This window comes from Leptospirillum ferrooxidans C2-3 (assembly GCF_000284315.1).
GTDB lineage: Bacteria > Nitrospirota > Leptospirillia > Leptospirillales > Leptospirillaceae > Leptospirillum > Leptospirillum ferrooxidans.
In genome coordinates this window covers 603,368-627,990 of the sequence record NC_017094.1, presented here as the reverse complement: position 1 = coordinate 627,990, position 24,623 = coordinate 603,368, and the positions used below count along the sequence as shown (strand labels likewise).

Sequence of the window (24,623 nt, the reverse complement as noted above, 5' to 3'; positions counted from 1 at the left end):
TTGACCATGGGATTCCCAATTGATCGACCAAGACGACTGAGAAGCTCTCAAACGATCAGAAACCTTGTCAGAGAATACCGGCTTCACCCCTCTCAACTCATTCTTCCCCTGTTCATTACCTTCGGGAAAAACAAAAAAGAACCCATATCCTCCATGCCAGGAGTTTTCAGATACTCCGTCGACAGACTGTCTCCGGTCATAGAGGAGGCGAAAAAAGTCGGAGTATCAAGCTTCATCCTCTTTGGAATCCCAGAGACCAAAGACCTGGAAGCCACACAGGCTCTCAACCCCGAGGGGCCAGTCCCCACAGCTGTCCGCTTCCTGAAGGAAAACTTTCCTGACACAACCGTCATGACGGATATCTGTATCGATGAGTACACCTCCCATGGCCATTGCGGATTTCTCTCCTCCGGAAACAGGATCGACAACGATTCGACCCTTGGATGCCTTGCCAGTATGTCCCTCGTCCACGCCAGGGCCGGAGCCGACGTTGTGGCGCCATCGGACATGATGGACGGTCGTGTGGCCGCCATACGATCCGCTTTGGACAAGGAAGGATTCATCGATACATTGATCATGTCCTATGCCGTCAAATACGCATCCTCTTTTTATGGGCCATTCAGGGATGCCATGATGTCCGGCCCCCAGTTCGGAGACCGGACCTCCTACCAGATGGATCCGGCCAACAGAACAGAGGCGATGAGGGAAGCCCGCCTCGACGTTGAGGAAGGAGCCGATATCCTGATGGTCAAGCCGGCGCTCCCCTATCTCGATATTTTGCGGGAGGTCAAGAATGCGGTTGATCTTCCGATGTGCGCCTATCAGGTCAGCGGCGAATACTCCACACTGGTCGCGGCCGGACAAAACGGGTGGATAGATCTTGACAGGGCCATCCTTGAAAGTCTTCTATGTATTCACCGGGCGGGAGCATCGACAATCATCACCTATTTTGCGATTCGGGCGGCGGAACTTCTTCTAAAGGGAGAATGATGGAACAAACACAGTCTGGCAAAACCCATGTCAGGACGCAGAATGGCCGGAAAGACTCCCTGATGGGAACGATTCCGTTTGCATCAGGTCATGCTGTTCGATGAAAATCATTGAACAATTTTCGGATGAAGGATTTTCTCCATCCAACAACCCCTATCCGTCCGGAACCAAAACATTTCTTTCCATCGGCAACTTTGACGGCGTTCATAAAGGCCACCAGCAGCTTCTGAGAAGACTCGTCTCCCTCGCAAGGGAGCATCGGGCGCTGGCAACGGTCATTACCTTTTCTCCCCACCCGCTGGAAATCCTTTTTCCCGAAAAACCTTTTCTCAGAATCATGGATCCTTCCCAGAAAGAAAGGATCCTCGCTTCCACAGGGGTCGACATACTGACAATTGTCCCCTTCACCACCCAGCTGGCGAAGATGAGCCCGGATGCCTTTACCACAAGCTTTCTGAAGAAACTTTTTCCATTGGCCGGACTGATCATCGAAGAAAATTTCCGGTTCGGCCATCAACGGATTGGCTCTGTCTCCGATTTTCAGCGGATTTTAACTCCGGACGGCATTTCGGTGGAAGTCATTCCTCCACTGACAGAAAATGGGTCAAGGGTCTCGAGCTCAAGGATCAGGGATCTCATCCGCTCCGGAAATGTCCGGGAAGCAGGAGATCTCCTCACACGCCCTTTTCAGATTGAAGGTCCGATTATCGATGGCGAACGCAGGGGGCGAAGAATCGGATTCCCGACTATCAACATTCTTCCACCCGCGGGAAGAGTTCTTCCTCCGAATGGGGTTTATGCCACCATTACGAAAATCCAGGAAAAACAGTATCCAGGCGTTTCTTATATAGGAAGCAGGCCAACCTTTGGCCAGGGACAGATCATTCTGGAAACACATCTGTTTGATTTTGAGGGAGATCTTTACGGACTCATGGCCGAAGTCTCTTTCATCGATCACCTGAGAGGCGAAAGATCCTTCAGTGGCCCGCAGGAACTGATCCAGTCGATCCGGCAGGATTCCGAACAATCCCGAAAGCTCCTGCATGAACTCTCTGGATGATCTCCTTGGGGATTTCCGCTTTTTTCATGACACATTAAGCCGTTTCCTCGAAAGAAACAGACTCTTTCAAAACGGAAACGAAGACCTCCAGGCTTTTGTCGGCGTATCGGGCGGAGCGGATTCCCTTTGCCTCCTTTACACCTTGTCCCGCTTCCCTGAAATCCGCAAAACCCTCACCATTCTTCATTTCAACCATCAGACCGATCCGGAAAGAAATGGAATGGAAGAGGCCTTTGTCAGGGATCAAGCCGGCAGTCTTGGACTTCCAGTCATGACCGGTTATCGAAAACAAGCCCCATCAGGGCTCTCGGAAGATCTTCTCCGAAGAGAACGATATCAGTTCTTCGATCGTTGCCTCGACCAATCATCCCGCCCGGTTCTCTTTCTGGGCCATCATCGCTCCGATCAATCCGAAACCATCCTCATGAATCTCTTTCGCAACAGGGGACCCAGAGGTCTGTTGGGGATGAGCGAGTTCAGGGACGACCGATATGCCCGCCCATTCCTGTCATTGACCTCCTCCGAGATCCGGGCGGCCCTTCAAAAGAGCAACCTTCCCTATCTCAAGGATCCCAGCAACCAGGACAGCCGTTACCTCAGGAATCGTGTCAGGAATGAACTGGCCCCCCTGATCAGGGAGATTTTCCCGCCCATGGGAATAGAGTCCCTTTCGTATCTGGCAGAGCAGATGGCAAAAGAGTTCCGGCCGGAGATCCGGAACATCGATTCTCTTCTTGACCATGAAATCCGGGGCACAATCATCATGCCCTTGTCTCTCTTTCGCTTTTTATCCCCCGTCAGGCAATCCATTCTGGTCGAGCATCTTTTTCAGCAGCAATCTCTTTGGGACTTGCCCGTCGCTCCTTCCGGAAACATTCTCCGGAGCCTGAACAGGACTCCCCCTCTCACAGGCCCAATGGGGAATGGTTGGCTCCTGTCCATTGAATCCGGAAAGATTCGACTCACCCATAACTCGACAGAACCGGAACTTGATGAGACACTCTCTCCATTCTTTCAATTCCGCCCACTCGACACCAAAAGCAATATGGAAGAGAATATAAAACTTCCAAGGGGAGGATTGATTCACTTGTCGTCAAGGCCCATAGAAGACGATTGGAACTTGTGGGAAATGGGAATGAAACCCTCCCGACAGTGTGTCCTTCAGGAAGAGGACTTGAAAAGTCTTGTTCTGGGCTACCCTTTTCGGGGAGCCAAAATCAAAATCGGCGTTCCCGGAAACCGTTCAAAGAATCTGAACCGGGAGATTCTGGAATCCCGCATCAGTCGCCAGGAGCGACCAAAGATCCCTGTTCTTTACCAGAATGGTGAAGTCCTTTGGGCTCCGGGAGTGGTTCCGCTGCCTCATTCACCTTCCCTCAAAACAGGATGGGGAGTCAAATTGACATACTTTCCATGGAAGGAGCTCTGAACCGTTGGAAAAAATTTTTGGAAAGCCGCTCATCACCCACGATGAAATCGTCCACAGGATCAGAGAGCTTGGCATTCAGATCACCGCGGACTACGCCCAGAAGAATTTGATCCTGATAGGCGTTCTAAAGGGAGCCTATGCATTTGTTGCAGATCTTTCCAGAGCCATCGGCCTCCCTGCGGGCATCGATTTCATCATGACTTCAACCAATGCCCATGGCGAGAAAACCATTTCAACCCCGACCATGGACTTGAGGTCTGCAGACGTTCTCGTGATCGAAGACATCATCGACTCAGGCGTGACGGCAAGAGTCATCCTCGAGCAGTTGACCAAGCTCGGTGCCGAGAGTGTCAAAATCTGCGCCCTTCTCGATAAACCGGCCGGAAGAAAGCTTGACATCACGGCGGACTATATCGGATTTTCCGTTCCGAACCGCTTTGTAATCGGATACGGCCTGGATTATAAAAACAAATACAGGACACTGCCTTATATAGCCGTTCTTGATGAACGTGCCGGATCCTAGCCTCAACGGATCAGTTTTCGTTGATGAGAGCAAGATGTCAATGCTAGAATGCAAAGGCATGTTGCTTATTCACGATTAAAAAATCAGGACCTCTGGGGGTGTGAATGAAACCGTTTTACAAGAACCTCGCGCTCTGGCTCGTTATTGGATTGGTGATTTTTCTCGTTTTTGACCTGTTTCAGGTACGTCAGCCGGGATACAAGAATCTGATCTTCTCCGACTTCATCTCCAAACTTCAGGCAGACCAGATCAGTGAAGTCACGATCAAGAACAATTATATCAGCGGAGTCATGAAAGACGGATCCCACTTCAATACGTACGCCGCAAATGACCCTAATCTTGTCTCCGAGCTGCAGAAAAAAAATGTCCGGATCGTGGCCGTTCCGCCCGAAGAAAATCCCTGGTATCTGAACCTTCTCATTTCATGGGGACCGATCGTTGTATTGGTACTGTTGTGGATTTTCTTCATGAGGCAGATGCAGACAGGAGGAAACAAGGCCATGTCTTTCGGAAAATCGAGAGCAAAACTGATCTCTGAGGACAAAAAGAAAATCACCTTCGCCGATGTTGCCGGAGTCGAGGAAGCAAAGGAAGAGCTCGTAGAGATTGTGGATTTTCTGAAAGATCCGTCAAAATTCCAGAGACTTGGCGGCAGGATTCCCAAGGGTGTTCTGGTTGTTGGCCCCCCCGGAACGGGAAAAACACTTCTTGCAAAGGCCATCGCAGGAGAGGCGGATGTTCCGTTCTATAACATCAGCGGATCGGACTTTGTCGAGATGTTCGTCGGAGTTGGCGCATCCCGCGTCAGGGATCTTTTCGAACAGGGCAAGAAAAATGCCCCCTGCATCATTTTCATCGACGAAATTGACGCGGTCGGTCGCCATAGGGGTGCAGGACTCGGTGGAGGCCATGATGAAAGGGAGCAGACCTTAAACCAGCTCCTGGTCGAGATGGATGGATTTGAAAGCAATGAGGGTGTCATCCTCATCGCGGCGACGAACCGTCCTGATGTCCTTGATCCCGCCCTTTTGAGACCAGGCCGATTCGACCGTCAGATTGTTGTGGGCCGGCCGGATCTGCAAGGACGCATCAAGATTCTGGAAGTCCACACGAGAAAGATCCCGATCGATTCCTCGGTCAATCTCGAAACCATCGCCCGTGGCACTCCCGGATTTGCCGGAGCTGATCTTGCCAATCTGGTCAATGAAGCCGCTCTTCTGGCCGCAAGACGCAACAAGAAAACGGTCGAAATGCCGGATTTCGAGGATGCAAAAGACAAGGTCCTTATGGGCGTCGAACGGCGTTCGATCCTCATCACTGAAGAAGAAAAGAAGGTTACGGCATTTCACGAAGCCGGCCACACACTGGTGGCAAAGCTTATCCCGGGAACCGATCCGGTCCACAAAGTGACCATCATCCCTCGTGGACGGGCTCTCGGACTCACACAGCAGCTCCCGACGGAAGACCGGTATACCTACAAGAAGGAATACCTTCTGAACACCATTGCCATCCTCATGGGTGGAAGGGTCGCCGAGGAAATTGTCATGAAAAGCATGACGACAGGCGCGGGAAACGATATTGAGCGCGCAACGGACATGGCCCGAAAAATGGTCTGCGAGTGGGGCATGAGCGATAAGCTTGGACCCATCACCTTCGGAAAGAAAGATGAAGAGATCTTCCTTGGAAGGGAAATTTCCCAGCACAGGGATTACAGCGAATCAACAGCGCTTGAAATTGACAGTGAAGTCAGCCGGATTGTCTCGGAAAACTACCAGAGGGCAAAGGATTTGCTTACGACCAATGTTGTGGCCCTGACCAGTATCGCAGAGGCTCTTCTCACAAAGGAAACCCTTGACGGGGCAGAAGTCGATGAACTGATCCGCACTGCCAATGCTCCCGCCTGATCTGTCCACACGAATCCGCAAGGTCCTGACCGACCGGTCAGGGCCTCTTGTTATGGGGGTCATGAACGTGACCCCCGATTCGTTTTCACCCTCTTCCCGTGTTCTGACAGCAGAAGACGCTTTCGAAAAAGCGCAACGATTCCTGGACTCAGGAATGGATATCCTCGATATTGGAGCGGAATCCACCCGTCCCGGCTTCACGCCCATGTCGACGGAGATGGAACTGGACCGGCTCTTGCCGATACTCGATCGGGTCGCCCGGCTCCCGATCCCGATTTCCATCGATACCAGGAATCCCGTTGTCATGGAAAAGGCGATGATTTATTCTCCCCTCATCATCAACGACACAGGCGGTCTCGAAGACCCGGGATTCATTCACCTCATGAAAAAACACGACACTCTTCTGGGGGTTGTCATGCATGGGGCAGGATCAGCCGTCACAAAGCGAAAAAAGGAGCATGGGATTTCGATTGAAAGCTCCGTTTCAGACTATTTGCACTCGAGACTCAAAGAGATTTCAGAAGCCGGGATTGACCCGGAAAGACTTCTTTTTGACCCGGGGATCGGATTCGGGAAGGACACAACGGAAAATATTCGTTTGATCAAGAACATTCAGGAATTGATTCCTGGCTTTCCTGTTCTCCTTGGTGTTTCCAGAAAACGATTTCTGGGAGAGATCACCCGGGAGCAGACTCCGGAGAACAGGGATCCCCAAACACTTGCCGTGATGGCTTATGTTTTTGAAAAGGTTTCCATTTTCAGGGTTCATGATGTCAAGGGAACCATAGCCTTCCGCAAGACACTCCAGACCATCCGCGAGGGAACCATCCATGCTGGGCCTTAATATCACCTGGCACAGCATCGTTGATATCTGCGCTGTCTGGTTCATCATTTACCAGATTCTGCTTCTTCTTCGGGGCAGCCGGGCATTCCAGATGGTTGTCGGGATCCTGGTGTTTCTCTTCATATACCTTTTTTCCCGTCTCCTGAAGCTTGACACCCTCAACTGGATGATCACGAGTTTTTGGTCCCAATTGATTCTGGCGGTCTTGATCCTGTTTCAACCGGAGATCAGAAGGGCACTGGCAAGAGTGGGAAAATCGCCTCTTCTTCTCGGATTTCGGCTTTCTGAGACTTCCCTGGACATAGACGAGATTTTAAAAACCTTACAAACCCTTTCCAAAAGGGGTATGGGGGCGATCATCGTCCTTGAGCGCAATAATGACCTCTCCGATGTCGTGGAGGTCGGAACAACGATTGACGCCACGATTTCACAGGAACTTCTCACCTCCATTTTCCTGTCCTATTCCCCTCTCCATGATGGCGCAGTCATCATCCGTCAAAACAGGATTCTTGCGGCGGGGTGCTTTCTTCCGATCTCCCTTTCGGGAGATGTATCAAGGCATCTTGGCACCAGACACCGTGCCGCCATCGGGATCACAGAAGAAACGGATGCGCTTGCGCTCGTCGTATCGGAAGAAACTGGACAAATCTCTCACGTTATCGCCGGCAGGATCCACCCGATGGCAAACATGACAGATCTCAGAAGCATTCTGGTTCGCCTGTTCAGGAAACAGCAGCCCTCCCGGCTGGCCATACGGGCGGCTCTTTTCCGGCAAAAGGTTGAACAAAAAATGGGGGGCAAAACAGATTCATATGGCGGAAAACGGCCATACTCCAAACAGATCGCACCCCAGGACCGTTATCTGGACCCCGAAAAGAAGGATCTGGAGAAGTGATCATTTCTCAAAAAATCCGCCAGTTTTTTTCAAAGAATCTTCTCCTGAAATCGCTTTCCCTGTTTCTGGCGATACTCCTGTGGTTCTATATCAGCCAAAGAGGGCAGGAGTCTTTCACGATGAACGTTCCGATCATCGTGAATCATATCCCTTCATCTGTTGAGCTGGAACGGGCATCTCCCACTCATGTACTGGTGACATTCACGGCCCCTCCGGGACTCTATCAGCAGCTCAAGGATCAGGACCTTTCGGTAAGAGTCCGGGCCGATACCATTCCCACTGGAACAAGAAGGGTCAGAATCTCTCCCTCAATGATCACCCTGCCCCCGGGAGTCCACATCCAGAGGATTACTCCGGAACTCGTCTCCCTTCATCTGGTCAGGACAATCATCAGGATCATCCCGGTGGAACTTCAGTATTATGGTCAGTTGACCGTTCCCCTTGACCGGTTCAAGATCATGGTCACTCCCAACACCGCAAAGGTTCAGGGTGATGCGATCATCCTGAACAAGATGCGGGCGCTGAGAATTCCTCCCATCGATCTCAAAAAGATCACGCTCAAACACTCCGAACAGTTTGTCATTCCTCTCACCGCCCGGGAAGGGGCAGGATTTCAGATCATCGGTCCGGAGAGCGTAACGGTGACCATTGTTCCAATCGCGCACAGGTAGCGGATACAGACATCCATGTTCCGATGGAGATCCAAAAGTTTGTGCCTTGAGCTCTCTCCTACCATTTTTCAGGAAGAATCCCCTTGAATTTCTGTTGGTGCATGGTGTATATTTCCGTGGTTAGATTCCCAACATTCCCCGGTAGCTCAGTCGGCAGAGCAGGTGGCTGTTAACCACCGTGTCGGGGGTTCGAATCCCTCCCGGGGAGCCATAAAGATCAAGCAGTTACTCTCTTCCAATCCCACCCAATAAAAATCAGGTCCCACACATACTCGACATTCGATAGGAAAAATCTTTGCCGCACACTGAGACTCGAACCATTCATCATTTTGCGGGGATCTAAGGGTTTCATCTCGCATAGATTCGATTGCGGTGAAACAGTTCCCATTGACATAGAGTTACCGATGCTTAAAAGATAACGATTGCCTGCTTCGTTCATCAGATCCACACGGACATCTATTTCAACGGAACTCCCGAGAATTCGTCCCTTGTTACCCCCATTTTTTCATCCAACGCCGTGTGATTTAACCTGCTTCTTTCAGCCCATAAATCTGATATCGTAATTTCATTAGTGAGCTGCTTATACTTTTTCACTCGTTCTCCTTTGACTTGGTTGTTTGAATAACATTGATAGTATCCCAGCTCAGCCTAGATTCATTTTCAAAAGTTGTAATTCAGAGTTGAATCCAAGTTTTATAAAAGGGATCACTTCAAATGGCCCCAAGCGGACTCCCATGTTATGATGCAAAAGCAAAAATCCTTGCAGAACGCTATGAATCCATGGACTTTACAAAAATTCATGGCTGGCTACTCCCACTTTTGTCCAATTCAGGCGGTTCAGCCTTGGATGTCGGAGCAGGATCCGGGCGAGATGCCAAAGGATTGCTGGATTTAGGATTTGATGTGGTCGCTGTTGAACCATCCTCCTTCATGCGAAAAGAAGGACAGACCCGTCATCCAGATCCAGGCATCCTGTGGATTGACGAATCTCTTCCGGGGCTCGACACCCTCCTTCGCCAGGGATCTTCTTTTGACCTCATTCTATTAAGTGCAGTCTGGATGCATGTATCGCCAGTCGATCGTCCTCGAGCATTCCGAAAACTCGTCTCACTTCTTAAACCGGCTGGGCTTCTTGCCATCACACTCCGACATGGTTCAGACGATCCCGATTGTCCCATGTTTGACACATCCATCGATGAACTTGAGTACTTGGCGAAATCTCATGGAATGTCTGTTTTACACTCTGACACTGAGCCAGACCACCTAGGACGAAATGAGATCACTTGGCACCATGTTGCATTCAAATTCCCGGATGATGAAACAGGAGCTCTGACTCTTTTTCGTCATGTCATTTTGAAGTCGGATAAAAGTTCGACCTACAAATTGGGACTTCTTCGATCTATCGCCCGCATTGCCGATGGATCCCAAGGAATGGGACGGCTCATAGGGGAAGATTTGATTTCTATTCCTCTTGGCCTCGTCGGTTTGTATTGGATTAGGCTATACAAACCCCTTATCTCCGCCGAACTCCCTCAAACCCCTACAAATAAAGGCACGAATGGCCTGGGGTTTATTCGGGAATCCTGGCAGCATCTTCGTCTCTCCCCTCTTGACCTCCGTCCAGGACTACAATTTTCAGGCGAGACAGCCCTTGCACTATATCGATCGATTCGAGATGCCGTTGAAACCATTACCAAAATGCCCGCCCACTATATGACCTTTCCGGGAAAAAATAATCCGATCTTTGAAGCTAAAAAAAAGAGAAACAGAATGCCTTCTGGATCCTTTTGCCTTGATGAAGACATCCTTCGAAGTTTTGGAGACATGCTGATCCCTCTCCATCTATGGAAAGCCCTGTCACGTTACGACGCCTGGATTGAACCAGCGCTTCAGGGCGAATGGATCCGTCTCATGGAGAGTTATCAAGAAGGGTTGGGGGTTGAAAAAGACCTTCGAGTCATCATTGAAGCCATGAAATGGTCTGAACCCAGAAGAGATGTATCAACCGTCAAAGAGATCGCTCGTCGATTTTTGGATAAAAATCAACTTTTTTGCATCTGGAGTGGAAAAAAGCTTACAGAAAAGAACCTTGATATTGATCATTGCTTTCCGTGGGCCGCATGGCCATGTGACGACCTTTGGAACCTCTTTCCAACAAATGCTTCTACAAACAGAAATAAGAGGGACAAGCTTCCCTCTTCCAAAGTTCTTCTTCAATCCTCAGAAAGAATGATGGAGTGGTGGAGTTCCGCATTTATCAAAAATGAAAGCCAACCGATTCGGAGACGATTTTTTGTCGAGGCACAGGGAACGTTGGTCATGAATCCTAATTGGAATATTGAAATACAACCATCAGAACGATCTCTTGAAATTCTTTTCAACGCACTCTCATTAAAAAGGGTTTCACTTAAAACCGATCAGGGGATCGAGGAATGGGAAGGAGTGCAAGAATAGATAGCTCAGAAGTTATCAATACAATTTTTCTTCAAAATACAAAGTCTCCATCCCGATAGCTGAGCGGAATAATCCATTTTCAAGAATGAAGAACATCCTCCATCAGGCGGTTGTCCGCCTTTTTTCTGATTCTGTTCATTTTATCCTTGAAGATCTCCTTGCACACAGATGACAGTACCTTCTGCAGACGTTCTTGATCCCCCCCCGAATGATGGCTTGACCGGGTCAGGCTATCGGATTATGTTTTGATCTTACGACAAAAAAACATCTCAACTGAAAATCTAAAATATAAGGATCAATAATGGCTGAATCAGACTCTGACAAGGTTAAAATCGCAGTATATTCCGAAACAGGAGATTATCTTGGGGAAAAAATCCTTCCAAAGGTCAAGGAAGATCCATCCTGGAAGGAGCGGCTATCCCCCCTCTCCTACGCAGTGACAAGAGACCACCAGACCGAACGTCCTTTTTCCATCCCTGGACATGATCAGAAAAGCCCTGGACTCTATCGATGCATCTGCTGCGGGACCACCCTTTTCAATTCAGAAACAAAATTCGATTCGGGAACCGGTTGGCCAAGCTTTTATGCACCTGTCTCAACGGAAAACGTAGCCATCAGGGAAGATAACAGCCATGGAATGAAGCGGAGTGAAGTGCTTTGTCGGCTATGTGATGCCCATTTGGGCCATGTCTTTAATGATGGACCAAAACCAACGGGTCTCAGATACTGTATCAATATGGTATCCCTTGATTTTGTCCCTAAACCATAATGGCCCTTTGAAAGCAATTTCCTCTGGAAAAAATAACGTATCCCAAAAATAATGGCAAAAGGAGAAAATGGCAAGATAAGCCGTGAGTTCAAGATTGTTACCGACAGCCATGTGTCAGAAAGCAGGGCAAGAGATGAATAAAGGAAATTTATATACAGGCGGTGGGTGGGTTGGCCGAGGGAAGAACGAACGCCCAACCCGCTGATTAAGAATCCGAAACCGAAGCGCTAACACAAGGCAAAATGTGGGATCTGCCCTCAGCTTCTCGGACATTGCCGGACGATAAAAGACGGTTTCGGACGATGAATATGGCACATGGAATAGACTAAGATTTGAAGAGATCCAGAATGTGTATTCCCCCTCACTTTGCTCAGGTTCCAAACGATCTACCTGAAGCCAAGTGAGTAGTAAAAACTTTCAGATAGAAACATATTCCACAAGACTCGTCGGTTCCGGGACGGGTTGATGATCTTCCCGCATTCCTTCAAGATGAAAAGCAATCGCCTCCTTAATTAAACTCTCTGTCTCTTCAATCGTGGATCCGGTCGCAATACAGCCGGGGAGATCAGGAACATACGCAGAATAGTTCGATTCCATTTTTTCAATAACAATAGCATAACGCATCTTGACCTCTTATTTCTTTGTTTTTAAGCCGGACTGCTTCAAAATGCTGTTCAATGTTCCAGGGGAAAGATCATCGCTTGTTTTCCCAGCCACTGTAACCCGGCCGGGTTTGAGAGAGTGTTTAAATTGTCGATGACTTCCCCTCGTATCGACTAGAAACCAGCCGTCTTGTTTTAGAAGATCAAGAACCTCGGAAACTTTCATGAATGCCAGAATACCATATTTCGAAATAGCCAAACAGATCAATAAGACTCACATGAAAGAAGATCTGCCCACAGGTGTCTGGTTCAAATGGGTGCACGACAATTTGGTAGGGGCGGCTCATATTCTGGACACCACGTTCAACACTTGGAGCGTCGAGCCTGCATGGTCTTTCGGCGTCCATCTATAGGTCCCTGCTGAGTTTCAGGCAATTTGCGATTTATCAGGTTGCTCTGCTTGGATCTCCTCCTGAGAGGGGACAAGGTGCAGCATTGTTGTTGCTGCATTCCTGATCCTATAGCCAACATTTCCGACGGTTTGTAAGAGAGGGGCCACCCTTGTAAGTTTGATGTTTTACATGTCACTCATAATTCATCTTCTTTCGCGCAGGATACCCTTCCCTGGACGGTTTATATCAGGGAACGGGAGGAATGCGCTGCTCCTTATCATCTGTTAGGAATTGAGACAGGAAACAATGTTTCCTGTGATGGGTCTATGAAAAAAACATTGAAGGTCAAACTGACCCCGACCAAAGAACAGGCCAAGTCTCTTCTGGAGACGATCGAGAGCTTCAACGACGCCTGCAACTGGATTTCCAGAAAGTCCTTCGAGGCCGGGACCCCGCACCAGATGAAACTCCACCATATGGTCTATTTTGAAGTGAGGGAGAGGTTTCCCGCCCTCACCTCCCAGATGATCGTCCGGGCCATTGCCAAGGTCTCCGGCAGCTACAGGACGGAGAAGAAAACGCTCCATTCTTTCAAGAGACATTCGGCCATGGAATACGACAAGCGTCTTCTGTCTTTCAAGTCCCTCTCCCACGCTTCCATGGCCACGGTCCACGGACGGATCACCGTTTCGCTGATATTCGGCCACTACGCTCCGCTCGACCGGAACAAGATGCTCGGACAGGCGGATCTCACCACCTCCGGCGGGAAATTCTTCCTGAATCTCCTGATCGATGTTCCGGACGGAACACCCTATGACCCCGAAGAGTGTCTCGGAGTCGATGCGGGGATCGTCCATCTTTCCACCGACTCCGATGGAGAATCGTTCTCCGGAGAAGGGGTGGATCAGGTTCGGGAAAAGATCCACACCCTGAAAAAAGCGCTTCAGGAGAAAGGAACAAAGAATGCCAAACGCCACCTGAAAAAAGTATCTGGCAAAGAAGCGCGATTCAAGAAAGACACGAATCACTGTCTTTCGAAAAAGATCGTTTCCAAGGCAAAAGGCACCGGACGAGGTATTGCCCTTGAGGATCTCAAGGGATTCAACGGCCGGACAATGGTTGGAAAGAGCCAAAGGGAACGATTCGGGAAATGGGCGTTTGACCAGTTGAGACGCTTTATCACCTACAAGGCTGTTCTGGAAGGCGTTCCCGTGGTGGTTGTCGATCCACGAAACACCTCCCGCACATGCTCTGTGTGTGGACATTGCGAAAAAGACAACCGAACGTCTCAAGGCCATTTCTCCTGTTTGAGGTGCACCCATACCGAACATGCGGACATCAATGCCGCACGGAACATTCGCTTCAAGGCTGCAATCAATCGGCCTATCGCAGTCTGAATCGAACGCTTGAACTGCAAACCCCCACTACAGCCTCGGCTGAGTGGCCGGTAGTTGATCTCCTCGCAGTATGTTTTTCAAGGGCCAATTTGCATTTCTACACATCCAATTTCCTGGCGGTTAGCCATTCGACCATAGCCGGATCGCGATGAGAGAAGAACGCGCTGGTCGCAGTATCCATTGCCGTGATCCTGTTCATGTCAGAGTCTGACAGTTCAAAATCCATGACATCGATGGTTTCCATCATGCGTTCTTTAATAATTATTGCGACTTTTTAAAATTCCCGGCGGTTATTTTTTATAAAAGATTGCATTTCCTTACTTTGAAAAAGGATTTTTGTCTTCTTTTTGAATGTCAACAAGCGGATGGAGGGAATCTATTCGACCTATGTTAACTTCTATTCCTTTCTTCTTACTAAACGCAAAGGAATTTGAACAGGAATATCAATGTTGAGTTTACAGAAAAAGGACGAAGAAGTGATTCTCTTGTATGCGAATATCCCTGATCACAAGAGACCTCGCTAAGCTTTCTTTTCCCTTCTCACGGAACGAGGCATCAATTCCTCTTTACGATCCTAATGCCATTGCAAAAAATATTGATATAACGCACCCCTTCCAGTAAACTCGATCAAAAGGAGAAACCATGGCCTCTTCCATCGAAGCGATTCAGAAAATTCTTCAGGAAACCGTCGCACCTGGCATCAGCGATCTTCGGGAACGATTGACACGCGTGGAAGTCGAGATCAAGCGACTAGATGACAAAATCGACAATGGGCTTGCCCAACTAGACGACAAAATCGAGAATGGACTTGCCCGGCTAGATGCCAAAATCGACAACGGATTTGCTCGTATGGACGAACGTTTCTTGCGTCAGGATGCACGAATGGATCATCTGGAAGATAAACTTTCCACCGCCCTTGATATCCGAGAACGATTGGCAGCTCTTGAAGCAAAAATGGCTTCCCGATAGATTCCTGTAGAAAGACGGCCAGACATGATTCATTTTAGTCCCGCAGCGGAAACGATCCTCATCATGGGCCTTTTCCTTTCGGCTCTACTCGGTGGAATTCTCTTGTATGGGAATATCCATGACCGCAAAAAACCACGTTAATCCACCAGAGTGAATATTCGCTCTGAAGGACCGTTACAGGCTGGACTTCATGAGCCCGCCGTATGATTTCCACCCCGCTTCAGAGAGACCAAAACATTTGACCTTCCCCTCCTGAATCAGATTTTTTACGGCTCCGGCCACCTCTTTGATTCGTTCAGGACGACTGTCTAATCCTTCGCTTGAATTTCCTTCCTTAAAGCCAGACTTGGTGGCAATCACCACATTGTCCCGAAAGGGTTCAAAGACTTCTGCAACAGTTTCTTCATTAATGAATGCCCCATAGGCTCTGGCTGTATCAAAAAAGGTGACTCCCCGCTCTACCGCCGACCGGATCAAGTAGAGGGCCTCCGATTTTGCCACCGCAGGGCCCAACCCATAGCTCAAATGGAGAACACATGCAATCTGCTCATTCCCAATGACTGTATCTTCATATACCGTCCTCCTGAATAAAAAACATGGTAGACGTTGTCATCGAATAGTCCCGAACCTTCATGAATCCAATCTATCACTGAACAGGCGAGAGCGGTAGAACGATCCTATTTATTCATTGCCTATTCATACGTTTTTTAAAATTAAAATTTTTCTTTTCGGATTGGGCTGGTAAAATCTGGAATGGAATAAACATTGGAAAGGGTTAGGTCTTAAAAAGACACAAATGGATCTGGCCCTTGAAACGCCAGGAGGAGGTATTGCTCGATTGATGAGAAACGCTCATCTGCTGATCATAGTTAAGAGGGATTCAACTGAAAAGGTTGACTTTGTGAGCATGGCTGGTGTTGGTGGGCCGAGGGAGGATCGAACTCCCAACCCGCTGATTAAGAGTCAGGATTGTATTGCCATAAATACTTGTTTTTTAACAACTTATCCGGTGTCTGCCAAAGTCTAACCGGATCAAAACGGATTGAAATTCCAAGCCCTCCGTTTAAGGTCACGTCACAAATTCGTCACAATGGAGAAATCGGGAATGAGCATCGGTTCATCTATCGCGGGAAGTCTTCTGGACGGTCTGGGACGATCCGCAGGCGCCTTCGTAGAACTCGAAACGGCAGACTCGAAGTATGTCCTGGCGGCCAGGGACGGTTCTCTCGTGACACTTCTGTCCGTCGGTGGCGTGGCGTCCCTCGTGGGAGGGCCCGAATTCGACGTTCTTGTGGGAAAAATCGCCGATGTCCTGAATACGGCGGTGGGGCGGGGAGGACACATCGTCCAGCTGTCCTTCTCCCGGGATCCTCTGGAATCCAGACGGGCGGTCCGGGAGAGTCTGGATTCGGCGATCCGGACTTCCGGGCGCCTTGGTCTTGACTTATCGGATCTGTTCGATGAAAAGACAAAGGTTCTGTCCGACTGGTGTGCTCAGGAGTCCGTCCTTATCGCTGTCTGGACCACTCCCGACGTTCTGCCTCCCGATTCCCGGAAAGAAGCCATCAAGGACCGGCAGTTTGAACGCGACGGCGAACGGAAATCCTCAAAATGGCGATCAGGTTCTGCCGGCCAGGATATTTATGCCGGTCTCGCACGTCTCCGGGAAAAGCACCGGGCGGTGGTCTCCAATTTCGAAATGGGGCTTTCCCAGACCGGCTTCCTCGTCCGGGCACTCGACTGCCACACGGCGCTACGGCAGATTCGCCACATGGTCGATCCGGATGTGACTCCGGAAGAATGGAGGCCAAGACTTCCCGGAGACAAAATTCCGGTCCGGTACCCGGATCCGGGGGAAGACCTGATCGACTGCGTCCAGTGGCCACAGGTCGCACAACAGGTCGTTCCCCGACCTGCCGAGGTTCTGGATCTCGAAACCGTTCGTCTGGGGGACCGGTATATCCGGACATTCTCCGTAACGATGCCCCAACTCTCCCCCGTTCCCTTCGGGGAACTGTTCTCGTACCTTCGGGAAATCCCATGGAGGATTCTTTTCCGGTTCGAGGGGAACGGAATCGGGAGCCTCTCCTGGCGGCCTGTGGTCGCCCAGATCCTGTCGTTCGTTTCGGCCCGGAACAAGCAGATCTTGGCCGGTGCGGAAGACATCCGGGCCCGCTTTCTGGCCGGACAGCCGGTTGTACGAATCTCCATGGCTGTCTGCACCTGGGGAGAAGACGGGAAAGAGGTCCGCCGGAACGCTTCCATTCTCCAGCAGGCACTAAACGCCTGGGGCGGAGTGGAGGCAACCGCCAGAACGGGAGATCCCTTTCTGGGACTCGTTTCGACCGTTCCGGGACTTTCTCGCCGGTCGGTTGCGCCCGTCCTGATTGCACCACTTTCCGAGGTGGCCCCTACGATTCCTGTCCGTCCGGCCAGCGTGTTCGAGAAGGGAGCCCTCCTGCTCCGCTCTCCCGACGGGAAGATCCTGCCCTTCCAGCCCGGATCTCCCCTTCAATCCTCCTGGATCGAGCTGGGATTTGCTCCTAGCGGCGGCGGAAAGAGCGTGTTTTCGAACGCACTGAACCTCGCGCTTTCTCTTCTTCCGGGTCTCCGGCGTCTTCCCCGGATCGCCATCCTCGATATCGGCCCATCGTCGTCCGGACTCATATCGCTTCTGAAGGGGGCACTACCGGAAGGAAAGAAGCATCTGGCAGCCCATTACCGGGTGACGATGAGCTCGGATTATTCCGTTAATCCTTTCGACCTGCCCTTGGGCTACCGCACCCCTCTTCCGGCACACCGGGCGTTTCTCGCGAATTTCCTGAGCCTTTTGGCGACCCCTCTGGGAGCGAATGACCCTTATGACGGAGTTTCGGGGATCGCCAGCCTCGTGGTCGATCGGGCGTATTCCTCCCTTGAGGACCGGGAAGCGAACGCATCTCCCCGGGAATACGCTCCTCACATCGATCCCGTAGTCGACCAGGCCCTTTCCGAAATCGCCTTCCCTTTCGAGAAGCATCCTAAACTCTACTGGTGGGACGTCGTCGACGCTCTCTATGACCAGGGGCGGATCCGGGAAGCATGGCTTGCTCAGACGCATGCCGTTCCGAATCTGAAGGATATCCCGTCCATAGCAAGCGATCCTGCGGTGACCTCCGAGTATCGGTTAACAACTCCGACGGGAGAATCTGTGGTGGAGTATTTCAAGCGACGGATCCAGGAAGCGATCCGGGAGTACCCGATTCTGGCGGGGGAAACGAAGTTCGACCTGGGAGAGGCCCGGGTGGTGGCGCTGGATCTCGATGCGGTCTGTCCAAAAGGTTCGGGACCGGCCGCCCGCCAGACGGCTGTCATGTATCTCCTGGGACGATACATGCTCGTCCGGGACTTTTTCCTGGACGCGGAAGAAGCAGTCCTGGCCCCGGACCGCTACAAGGCCTTTCATCTCGACAGGGCTCGGGATCTGAAAGAGGACGCCAAGCGCCTGGTCTTCGACGAGTTCCACCGCACCGACGCGGCACCCCTTGTGCGGACGCAGGTCATGACAGACATCCGGGAAGGCCGCAAAAGAGGAATCCAGATTGCCCTCTTCTCCCAGTCGATCAACGATTTCGACGAGACGATGGTGGATCTCTCCACCTCGGTCTGGATCCTGGGAGCGGCCACGAAGCAGGCGATCGACAAGGCGGGAAAGATCTTCGGATTCTCGGAGAGCGTGCTGGGGGCAATGGAGAAGATAGGGTCCCCGTCCAAAGCCGGCGCTAATCTGATTGCCCGGATGGTGACGAACCGGGGGACGTTCCAGCAGTTCGTCACAAACACCTTGGGGCCGATCGAGCTGTGGGCGTTTTCGACGACCTCCCAGGACGCGGTTCTGAGAGATGAGCTTTATCGACTTCTGGGGCCTGTGGAGGCCAGAAAGAGACTTGCCACCCGATTTCCGGGAGGCTCGGCGCGGGAAGAGATCGAGCGCCGCTCCCAGAACATGAAGGACCGGGGAGAAAGCGGAGACGCTGATAAGACGGTGGTCCAGCAGTTGGTGGAGGAGATGGAGAAGAAGAGGTGAAGAGAGTTAACTCATGGTTGATTTTTTTCATCTTTTTGGTTGGAAACCCGGTAAAGGGTTGAAAACTCAACTCCTTCTTCCTTCGCCGCTTGCTCCATAGGAATGCCATTCTTCACTTTCTCAAGAGCAGAACAAGTGGATTCTTTAGAAATTCGTTCATACCAAGTAGCAGTTCGGAAAACAGCGAGTGTAGCTGCTAGTGCTGTGAAGATGGCATAAATAAAAAACCAGAATCCAACAAATCTTAAAAATACCTTAATGTAATTAAATAATTCCAATAAAAAGGGAGTTTTTGGGATTGACAATCTATAGGCCAAAGCCATTATAGCTAATAAAATTGCGATTATCTGAATAATAACAAAGTGAGCAAATGTTGCACATACGCTCATATAATGGCTTCTTTTATCCTTACCCACCATGAGTCTTAATCGAAATTTCTCATCACCAAATCCGAGCCAAATAGTAAAGCCTGCCAAGGTAAAACCAAGAACGCTAGGAAGTACAGAAAGTGTGGTTTCCCACCAAGGCTTCTCCATCCAATAATGCTTCAACAATAAGGACATTCCTAATGAGGCATGGAAATACGGGGAACTTAGGAAAGCACGGAAGCCTCCGTATGCACTCCAATACCTATGCACTATATCAAACAAGTTCTTGTAATTAGCAAATATTTTATTAAACACCAGTTTTATTCCTTGCTATTTATGTTACTCCATATATCTATTGCTTTTTTTACTAATACATTAAATATATTTTCGTGTTCAGGATTGAAAGATGTTTTTGCATAGTAAGGGTGTTGCGATGTAGATAAAGTATTTGTGTTCCCATATTCTCCTCCAATTCCCGTAACCATCCCATTGGATTGTGCGACCTTAGCAATTTTTCTTGTTTTTTCATCTGGTATTAACCCGTTTTTGGTAGCAGCAGAAAGCTCCACACTGTAGGACCTTGCATTTTGATCATGCATTCTGCCGAAGATTTCTTTTTCATCTTCACCAAGGTCGTCTGGATTGGGAGGAGTAATTTCAATTTTCAAAGTGTGTAACTGAGGTAACGTCAAAATATTATCTAAGGATTCACGGGCTGGCTCCACTGTAATACTAACATTTTCATATTTTGTTAAAATTTCTGGTCTAGAAAACACACTGGAAAGGACTTTATTTGCTTGAAAAGGAGAAAATGAGTTTTGACCATTCTTTGTGATAAAAAATAAGCGATGATGCTCAATTAAAAAAACAAAAAAAGATTCTTGAAAATGCGGTTTTAGTTCATCTGGGATTTGAATAGATTCGATTTCATTTTTCTGAGCAGGCTTGAACTCTTTAATGTTAAACCATTTTTTTGTTGAGATGAGGTCTATGTATTTATAAAATTTTCCACAAAGGAACCTTACACTATTTTCTGTGCGTTCCTCTTCTGCCGCTATGACACCTATCATTCCAACCCAATCCCCTTTGAGATTCACTGGATTTTTTAATTCAAGTGCATCCTGCATGAGTTGAACATATCGGCTCGCTTCATGTGGAGGGGAAACAGCAATATTAATAATACTTATACTAATATTCCTGTCTTTGGCTTTCCTCATAATATGAACCCCCTATTCATTTTAATGATAAATCTCTTTTAGGCGGAGATCCTCCGGGATTCCCTCTCACGGCAACAATGGCAACCCCAGTTCTTTGAGAAACTCGTTATGTCGTCTGGCTGCCGCCTCGATTTTCTTTTCAAGAGAAATCAATTCTGAATTGACCGCCCCCAGGTCGATCCCTTCCTCTTCCTGCGCCGTGCTGACATAACGGGAGATGTTGAGATTGAAATCGTTTCCCTCAATCTCTTCCATTGAGACCCGTCTCGAATACCGCGCCTCTTCGGTCCTCTTCTGATATGTCTCGAGAATCTTGTCAATATCTTCAGGTCTTAGCCGGTTCTGGCGCTTGCCTTTTTCGTAGTGGTCTGCGGCATTGATGAACAGAACATCATCCGGCTTCTTGCATTTCTTTAGTACCAGGATGCACACCGGGATTCCGGTGGAGTAAAAGAGGTTGGCCGGAAGCCCGATAATGCTGTCGATATTGCCGTCTTTCAGCAGTTTGGTCCGAATACGCGCTTCGGCACCTCCTCGGAACAGCACTCCATGCGGGAGGATGATGGCCATGACGCCATCGGGCTTCAGAAAATGAAACCCATGGAGCAAGAAAGCAAAGTCAGCGGCAGATTTTGGGGCTAGGCCATAGTTCTTGAAGCGAACATCATCACCCACTGCATCAGTAACATCCCAGTGGTAGCTAAAGGGCGGATTGGCCACCACCGCATCAAATTTCGGTACCTTGGCCGGGTTGGTCTCACGCAAGAAGTCCCACTCATTGGTCAGCGTGTCACCGTGGAAGATTTCGAATTCAGAATCCTTCACCCCGTGTAGCAGCATGTTCATCCGGGCCAGGTTGTAGGTGGTGATGTTCTTCTCTTGTCCGTAGATCTTGCCGATCCCATGCGGTCCCATACGATGGCGCACGTTCAGGAGCAGCGATCCCGAACCGCAGGCAAAATCGAGTACGCTCTCCAGATGATTCCTTTTCCCGGTGGAGGGATCCTGACTGTCCAGCGTGACAATGCCCGACAGGATGCTGGAAATCTGTTGGGGGGTATAAAACTCGCCCGCCTTCTTTCCGGAGCCTGCGGCGAACTGGCCGATCAGGTACTCATAGGCATCCCCCAATGTGTCGCTGTCGGTGGAAAACTCGGAGAGTCCCTTGGCGATCTCACTAATGATCTTGCACAGTTTTGCATTGCGTTCCGGATAGGTTTTTCCCAGTTTATCCGAGGTTAGACCGATCTCTGAAAACAGCCCATGAAAGGTGCTGTTAAAGGATTCGTTTTCAATATAATTGAACCCCTTCTGAAGCGTATTCAGAAGCTCCCCGCTCTGGGTGCGCGCCATTTCCGCCATGCTTGACCAGAGGTATTCCGGGCGAATGACGTAATGCACCTTGCGTCGCATTTGTGTTTCAAATTTAGGGGTATCGTTGTGGTTCTGTTCATACCACACCGCAAGAGGGGCGCGCCGGTCGCCAGACGACAAGGAGGGATAGTCAGGCCCCAGTTCCTTGCTCGCCGCTTCTTCGTAGTTGTCGGAGAGGTATCGAAGGAAGAGGAACGCCAGCATGTAATCCCGGAAGTCATCCGCATTCATCGCTCCCCTTAGTTGGTCGGCGATGTTCCAAAGGGTCTTGCCCAGTTGTTGCCTTTCGATGTCGGTCATAATGTGTCTGTTTCCTCAGAGGCTTTAGGAAAAAAGTCTGGATTGAAGGGATAGCGGTTTAGGAAATCATACAGGATCTTCCTAAAATGCTGTTTATTTTCCTCCAGCATTTGCTTGGGTTCGTAGAGGGAATAATTGCCGTGGCTCAGGATATTGATCAGGCGGGCATGCAGAATCCCGTCCTGGTCATCGTCTTGCTTCTTGATGCAAGCCGAAAAGTTCTTGTGGCCATGGAAACTGGCAGTCTTCTCTAGAATGACGCGTAGCATATTGAAATGGTGGGTAAATAACCGGTCTTCCTGTGCGGCCTGATACAACTCTGTTAAGGCCGCAACATGGTGAAAAAAAGGCGTATCGCTCGTCTCCTCCCGAAGGATGTAGTTGCTACTGGTTGCCGGCTTTTGGAGGAAATACTTTCGAGCATTTTTCAGCTCGTTGCTCAGCACATTGAAAAATAGGGTGTGATGCGTTGAGATGACGGTCTTGAGGTGGCTGTTTTCGTGCTTGAGCAGTTGTGCGAGGTGGTTCGCCACTCCAATGGCGTTCTGCTCATCTAACGATGAAATGGGATCATCGATGTAGAGATATTTTACCCAGCGATAAGCCTCTATCTCAGGGTCCATCGCCAACTGGGCGATGGCAAGAAAGAAGCACCAGACGAAAATGTTCTCTTCGCCGCGCGAGACCTTGATGTTGTTGAGAATCTGCCCGTCCACCCTTCGCGAGAAGAATACCTCCCATTTTTCCGTATCGATGGAGAAGTCAAAATCCGCATAGCGTTCCAGCAGAGGACGGATTCGGGTCTCCATTTCCAACTCGGCGAGACCTGCAAAAAAGTACGACGCCGCATTGAGCACTAGCTGGCGGTCACTGTCGCCATCGAGATCGTTATCCCATTGGAAAAGATCCTCGGTGAAGGCATTGAAGTAGAGCGTGTCACGATCGATGGTTTCGTCATCATCATTTGTTTTCTTGCCAAGATCCTTGAAGGCCATGGACAGCCGCGTTTTGCCCGTACCGTTGTAGGCATAGAGAAGAATGATCTTCTTTTTTTCCAACTCCTGCCGTAGATCCTTCGCCAGCGCAGACAGGTCATTGAAGGGCTGGGACTCTTTCATTCTTCATCTTCCAGTACCGGAAAGAGCTGCTGCATCAACCCTTTCTTGTGAGTCTTGAGGGCCTCGAGTTTTTTGGTCTCCAGAGTGATCAGGTCATCGAGAGAGGAGAGGGAATCGGCGATTTTTTGTTGTTCCTTTTTATCTTTGGTAATGGCAATACGAATCTGCCTAAAAGTGGACTTGGAAATGTTGAATCGAGTGCTCCCTTGAGCGATATCAGTAACAGATTTGCGGTAGCTAGGACTATGAAAAAGATACCGCGAGAACTGACCATTCAGACTATTGTAATTATAAGCTCGAAGAGCGAAGCAAAAACTATTTAGGTAAGTCTCTACTTCTGGTTCAGCGAGAATAACGGAAGCAACGCCAACTTCATCTGGAGTTTCTGACGATGCTGTAAATAAAATATCCCCTTGCTGTAACTTGTTTTGTGTCTCATTTTTCTCGACTCTAACTCGTCTGCACTCTTTCATATCAATGTATGTACTGTTAAATATCTGGCGATAAGTAACAAACGGTGATCCTTGGCCAAAATCCTCGGCAGATTTGGCGCTCAGACCGCCCAACAATTCGCCGATTTCTGATATTGTTTTCTCTTCCCACTCCCCCGCCTCCCGAAACTCCGGAAACCTTAGTCGTGGAACGGTTTCCCCCGCACGAGGGAAGAGCTGTTGCATTAACCCTTTTTTGTGAGTCTTGAGGGCCTCTAGTTTTTTGGCCTCCAGAGTGATCATCTCATCGAGGGAGGAGAGGCAGTCCGCGATTTTTTGTTGTTCGGCATGTTCTGGTGTCGGAATTCTGATATCGTAAAAATCTTTCTTGCTGATATTTAGAAGTCCATTACTCCTTGCACCACTTGTGATGTGCTTTCTGAGTTGAATGCCATGCGCGTTCTTCTCAAAGCACTGCCGAAAGAAACTGTTCTCAAATCCATCTTTCAGTTGAAAGCAGATAAAGACATTGGGAGCCGCGACTTCACCCCAGCCCTGAAGATCGTAAACGCAGCCTTGGGGATATTTGAGAGAATTCCCTTTGTTGTAAACAAAGTTACCATCTCTAACCACGGTGTACAGCTGATATTGGTTTCCGGAAATATCACGTCCGAATTTCTGATATTGAGGCACGAACCCAATCCCTGCGGAAATACTAACGGGCGTGAGTTGTTGATCTCCCACTCGTTCTTCGACAGGTTCTGAAATTTCCCCCAAGGAAGGAGATTGCCACTCCTCCGCCTCCCGAAACTCCGGAAACCGTAGTCGTGGAACGAGTGGACGTTTCATT

Annotated in this window: 20 protein-coding genes, 1 tRNA gene and 2 pseudogenes; 14 read left to right on the top strand and 9 right to left on the bottom strand. The window is 49.5% G+C overall.

Annotation, left to right across the window (positions count from 1 at the left end; genetic code table 11):
- Window positions 1-6: 6 nt before the first annotated feature.
- The 11 genes from hemB to msrB all read left to right on the top strand — a co-directional run bounded on the left by hemB (window position 7) and on the right by msrB (window position 11,539).
- Entirely contained in the window at window positions 7-990 is a 984-nt protein-coding gene (gene hemB, locus LFE_RS03290; protein ID WP_041773985.1) for a porphobilinogen synthase, read from the top strand.
- 100 nt (window positions 991-1,090) lie between these two features.
- The gene (locus LFE_RS03285; protein WP_014448852.1) at window positions 1,091-2,050 is read left to right on the top strand and encodes a bifunctional riboflavin kinase/FAD synthetase; all 960 of its coding nucleotides are present in this window, start codon (window positions 1,091-1,093) and stop codon (window positions 2,048-2,050) included.
- Window positions 2,034-3,479: a tRNA lysidine(34) synthetase TilS gene (gene tilS, locus LFE_RS12955; protein WP_014448851.1), complete on the top strand. Its 1,446-nt coding sequence runs from the start codon at window positions 2,034-2,036 to the stop codon at window positions 3,477-3,479. Before LFE_RS03285 ends, tilS begins: the two co-directional genes overlap by 17 nt.
- Window positions 3,480-3,483: 4 nt before the next feature.
- A complete protein-coding gene (hpt, locus tag LFE_RS03275; protein WP_014448850.1) occupies window positions 3,484-4,002 on the top strand; it encodes a hypoxanthine phosphoribosyltransferase in 519 nt (172 codons plus the stop codon).
- A gap of 104 nt (window positions 4,003-4,106) precedes the next feature.
- Window positions 4,107-5,906: an ATP-dependent zinc metalloprotease FtsH gene (gene ftsH, locus LFE_RS03270; protein WP_014448849.1), complete on the top strand. Its 1,800-nt coding sequence runs from the start codon at window positions 4,107-4,109 to the stop codon at window positions 5,904-5,906.
- Window positions 5,893-6,750, top strand: coding sequence for a dihydropteroate synthase (folP, locus tag LFE_RS03265; RefSeq protein ID WP_050989475.1), 858 nt, complete (start codon window positions 5,893-5,895; stop codon window positions 6,748-6,750). The genes ftsH and folP overlap by 14 nt, the downstream gene beginning before the upstream one ends.
- The gene (gene cdaA, locus LFE_RS03260; RefSeq protein ID WP_014448847.1) at window positions 6,737-7,645 is read left to right on the top strand and encodes a diadenylate cyclase CdaA; all 909 of its coding nucleotides are present in this window, start codon (window positions 6,737-6,739) and stop codon (window positions 7,643-7,645) included. The genes folP and cdaA overlap by 14 nt, the downstream gene beginning before the upstream one ends.
- Window positions 7,642-8,316, top strand: coding sequence for a CdaR family protein (locus LFE_RS03255; protein ID WP_014448846.1), 675 nt, complete (start codon window positions 7,642-7,644; stop codon window positions 8,314-8,316). Before cdaA ends, LFE_RS03255 begins: the two co-directional genes overlap by 4 nt.
- A gap of 135 nt (window positions 8,317-8,451) precedes the next feature.
- Window positions 8,452-8,527: transfer RNA gene (locus LFE_RS03250), tRNA-Asn, on the top strand.
- A gap of 503 nt (window positions 8,528-9,030) precedes the next feature.
- The gene (locus LFE_RS03245; RefSeq protein ID WP_041773984.1) at window positions 9,031-10,770 is read left to right on the top strand and encodes a methyltransferase domain-containing protein; all 1,740 of its coding nucleotides are present in this window, start codon (window positions 9,031-9,033) and stop codon (window positions 10,768-10,770) included.
- Between the two features lie 301 nt (window positions 10,771-11,071).
- Window positions 11,072-11,539: a peptide-methionine (R)-S-oxide reductase MsrB gene (gene msrB / locus LFE_RS03240; RefSeq protein ID WP_014448843.1), complete on the top strand. Its 468-nt coding sequence runs from the start codon at window positions 11,072-11,074 to the stop codon at window positions 11,537-11,539.
- Between the two features lie 417 nt (window positions 11,540-11,956).
- Here msrB and LFE_RS03235 read toward each other — a convergent pair whose 3' ends face one another.
- Together LFE_RS03235 and LFE_RS14640 are read right to left on the bottom strand one after the other, a co-directional pair.
- Window positions 11,957-12,163, bottom strand: coding sequence for a type II toxin-antitoxin system HicB family antitoxin (locus LFE_RS03235; protein WP_014448842.1), 207 nt, complete (start codon window positions 12,161-12,163; stop codon window positions 11,957-11,959).
- A gap of 9 nt (window positions 12,164-12,172) precedes the next feature.
- A complete protein-coding gene (locus LFE_RS14640; RefSeq protein WP_041773983.1) occupies window positions 12,173-12,367 on the bottom strand; it encodes a type II toxin-antitoxin system HicA family toxin in 195 nt (64 codons plus the stop codon).
- Window positions 12,368-12,859: 492 nt separating this feature from the next.
- On the opposite strand from LFE_RS14640, the gene LFE_RS03220 reads away from it, so the two are divergent.
- A complete protein-coding gene (locus tag LFE_RS03220) occupies window positions 12,860-13,930 on the top strand; it encodes an RNA-guided endonuclease InsQ/TnpB family protein (RefSeq protein ID WP_014448840.1) in 1,071 nt (356 codons plus the stop codon).
- 97 nt (window positions 13,931-14,027) lie between these two features.
- On the opposite strand, the pseudogene LFE_RS13555 reads toward LFE_RS03220, so the two are convergent.
- A pseudogene (locus LFE_RS13555) lies at window positions 14,028-14,186 on the bottom strand (aldo/keto reductase); the annotation flags it as partial.
- A 386-nt stretch (window positions 14,187-14,572) separates the two neighbouring features.
- Here LFE_RS13555 and LFE_RS03215 point away from each other — a divergent pair.
- Window positions 14,573-14,899 (top strand): hypothetical protein, encoded by a 327-nt coding sequence (locus tag LFE_RS03215; protein WP_014448838.1) that lies wholly within the window; start codon window positions 14,573-14,575, stop codon window positions 14,897-14,899.
- A 142-nt stretch (window positions 14,900-15,041) separates the two neighbouring features.
- On the opposite strand, the pseudogene LFE_RS03210 reads toward LFE_RS03215, so the two are convergent.
- Window positions 15,042-15,457, bottom strand: a pseudogene (locus LFE_RS03210) (aldo/keto reductase); the annotation flags it as partial.
- A gap of 547 nt (window positions 15,458-16,004) precedes the next feature.
- On the opposite strand from LFE_RS03210, the gene LFE_RS03200 reads away from it, so the two are divergent.
- Window positions 16,005-18,965 carry an IcmB gene (locus LFE_RS03200; protein ID WP_014448835.1) on the top strand — a complete coding sequence of 987 codons (2,961 nt, stop codon included), beginning with the start codon at window positions 16,005-16,007 and terminating at the stop codon, window positions 18,963-18,965.
- Window positions 18,966-18,976: 11 nt separating this feature from the next.
- Here the strand turns inward: LFE_RS03200 and LFE_RS03195 are convergent, their stop codons facing one another.
- The 5 genes from LFE_RS03195 to LFE_RS03175 all read right to left on the bottom strand — a co-directional run bounded on the left by LFE_RS03195 (window position 18,977) and on the right by LFE_RS03175 (window position 24,622).
- The gene (locus tag LFE_RS03195; protein WP_050989474.1) at window positions 18,977-19,648 is read right to left on the bottom strand and encodes a hypothetical protein; all 672 of its coding nucleotides are present in this window, start codon (window positions 19,646-19,648) and stop codon (window positions 18,977-18,979) included.
- Between the two features lie 5 nt (window positions 19,649-19,653).
- Entirely contained in the window at window positions 19,654-20,550 is an 897-nt protein-coding gene (locus LFE_RS03190; RefSeq protein WP_014448833.1) for a DUF4747 family protein, read from the bottom strand.
- Between the two features lie 66 nt (window positions 20,551-20,616).
- A complete protein-coding gene (locus tag LFE_RS03185; RefSeq protein ID WP_014448832.1) occupies window positions 20,617-22,224 on the bottom strand; it encodes a type I restriction-modification system subunit M in 1,608 nt (535 codons plus the stop codon).
- Window positions 22,221-23,342 carry an AAA family ATPase gene (locus tag LFE_RS03180; protein WP_014448831.1) on the bottom strand — a complete coding sequence of 374 codons (1,122 nt, stop codon included), beginning with the start codon at window positions 23,340-23,342 and terminating at the stop codon, window positions 22,221-22,223. The genes LFE_RS03185 and LFE_RS03180 overlap by 4 nt, the downstream gene beginning before the upstream one ends.
- On the bottom strand, window positions 23,339-24,622 hold the full coding sequence (locus LFE_RS03175; protein WP_014448830.1) for a restriction endonuclease subunit S: 1,284 nt from the start codon (window positions 24,620-24,622) through the stop codon (window positions 23,339-23,341). The genes LFE_RS03180 and LFE_RS03175 overlap by 4 nt, the downstream gene beginning before the upstream one ends.
- Between the last annotated feature and the right edge of the window lies 1 nt (window position 24,623).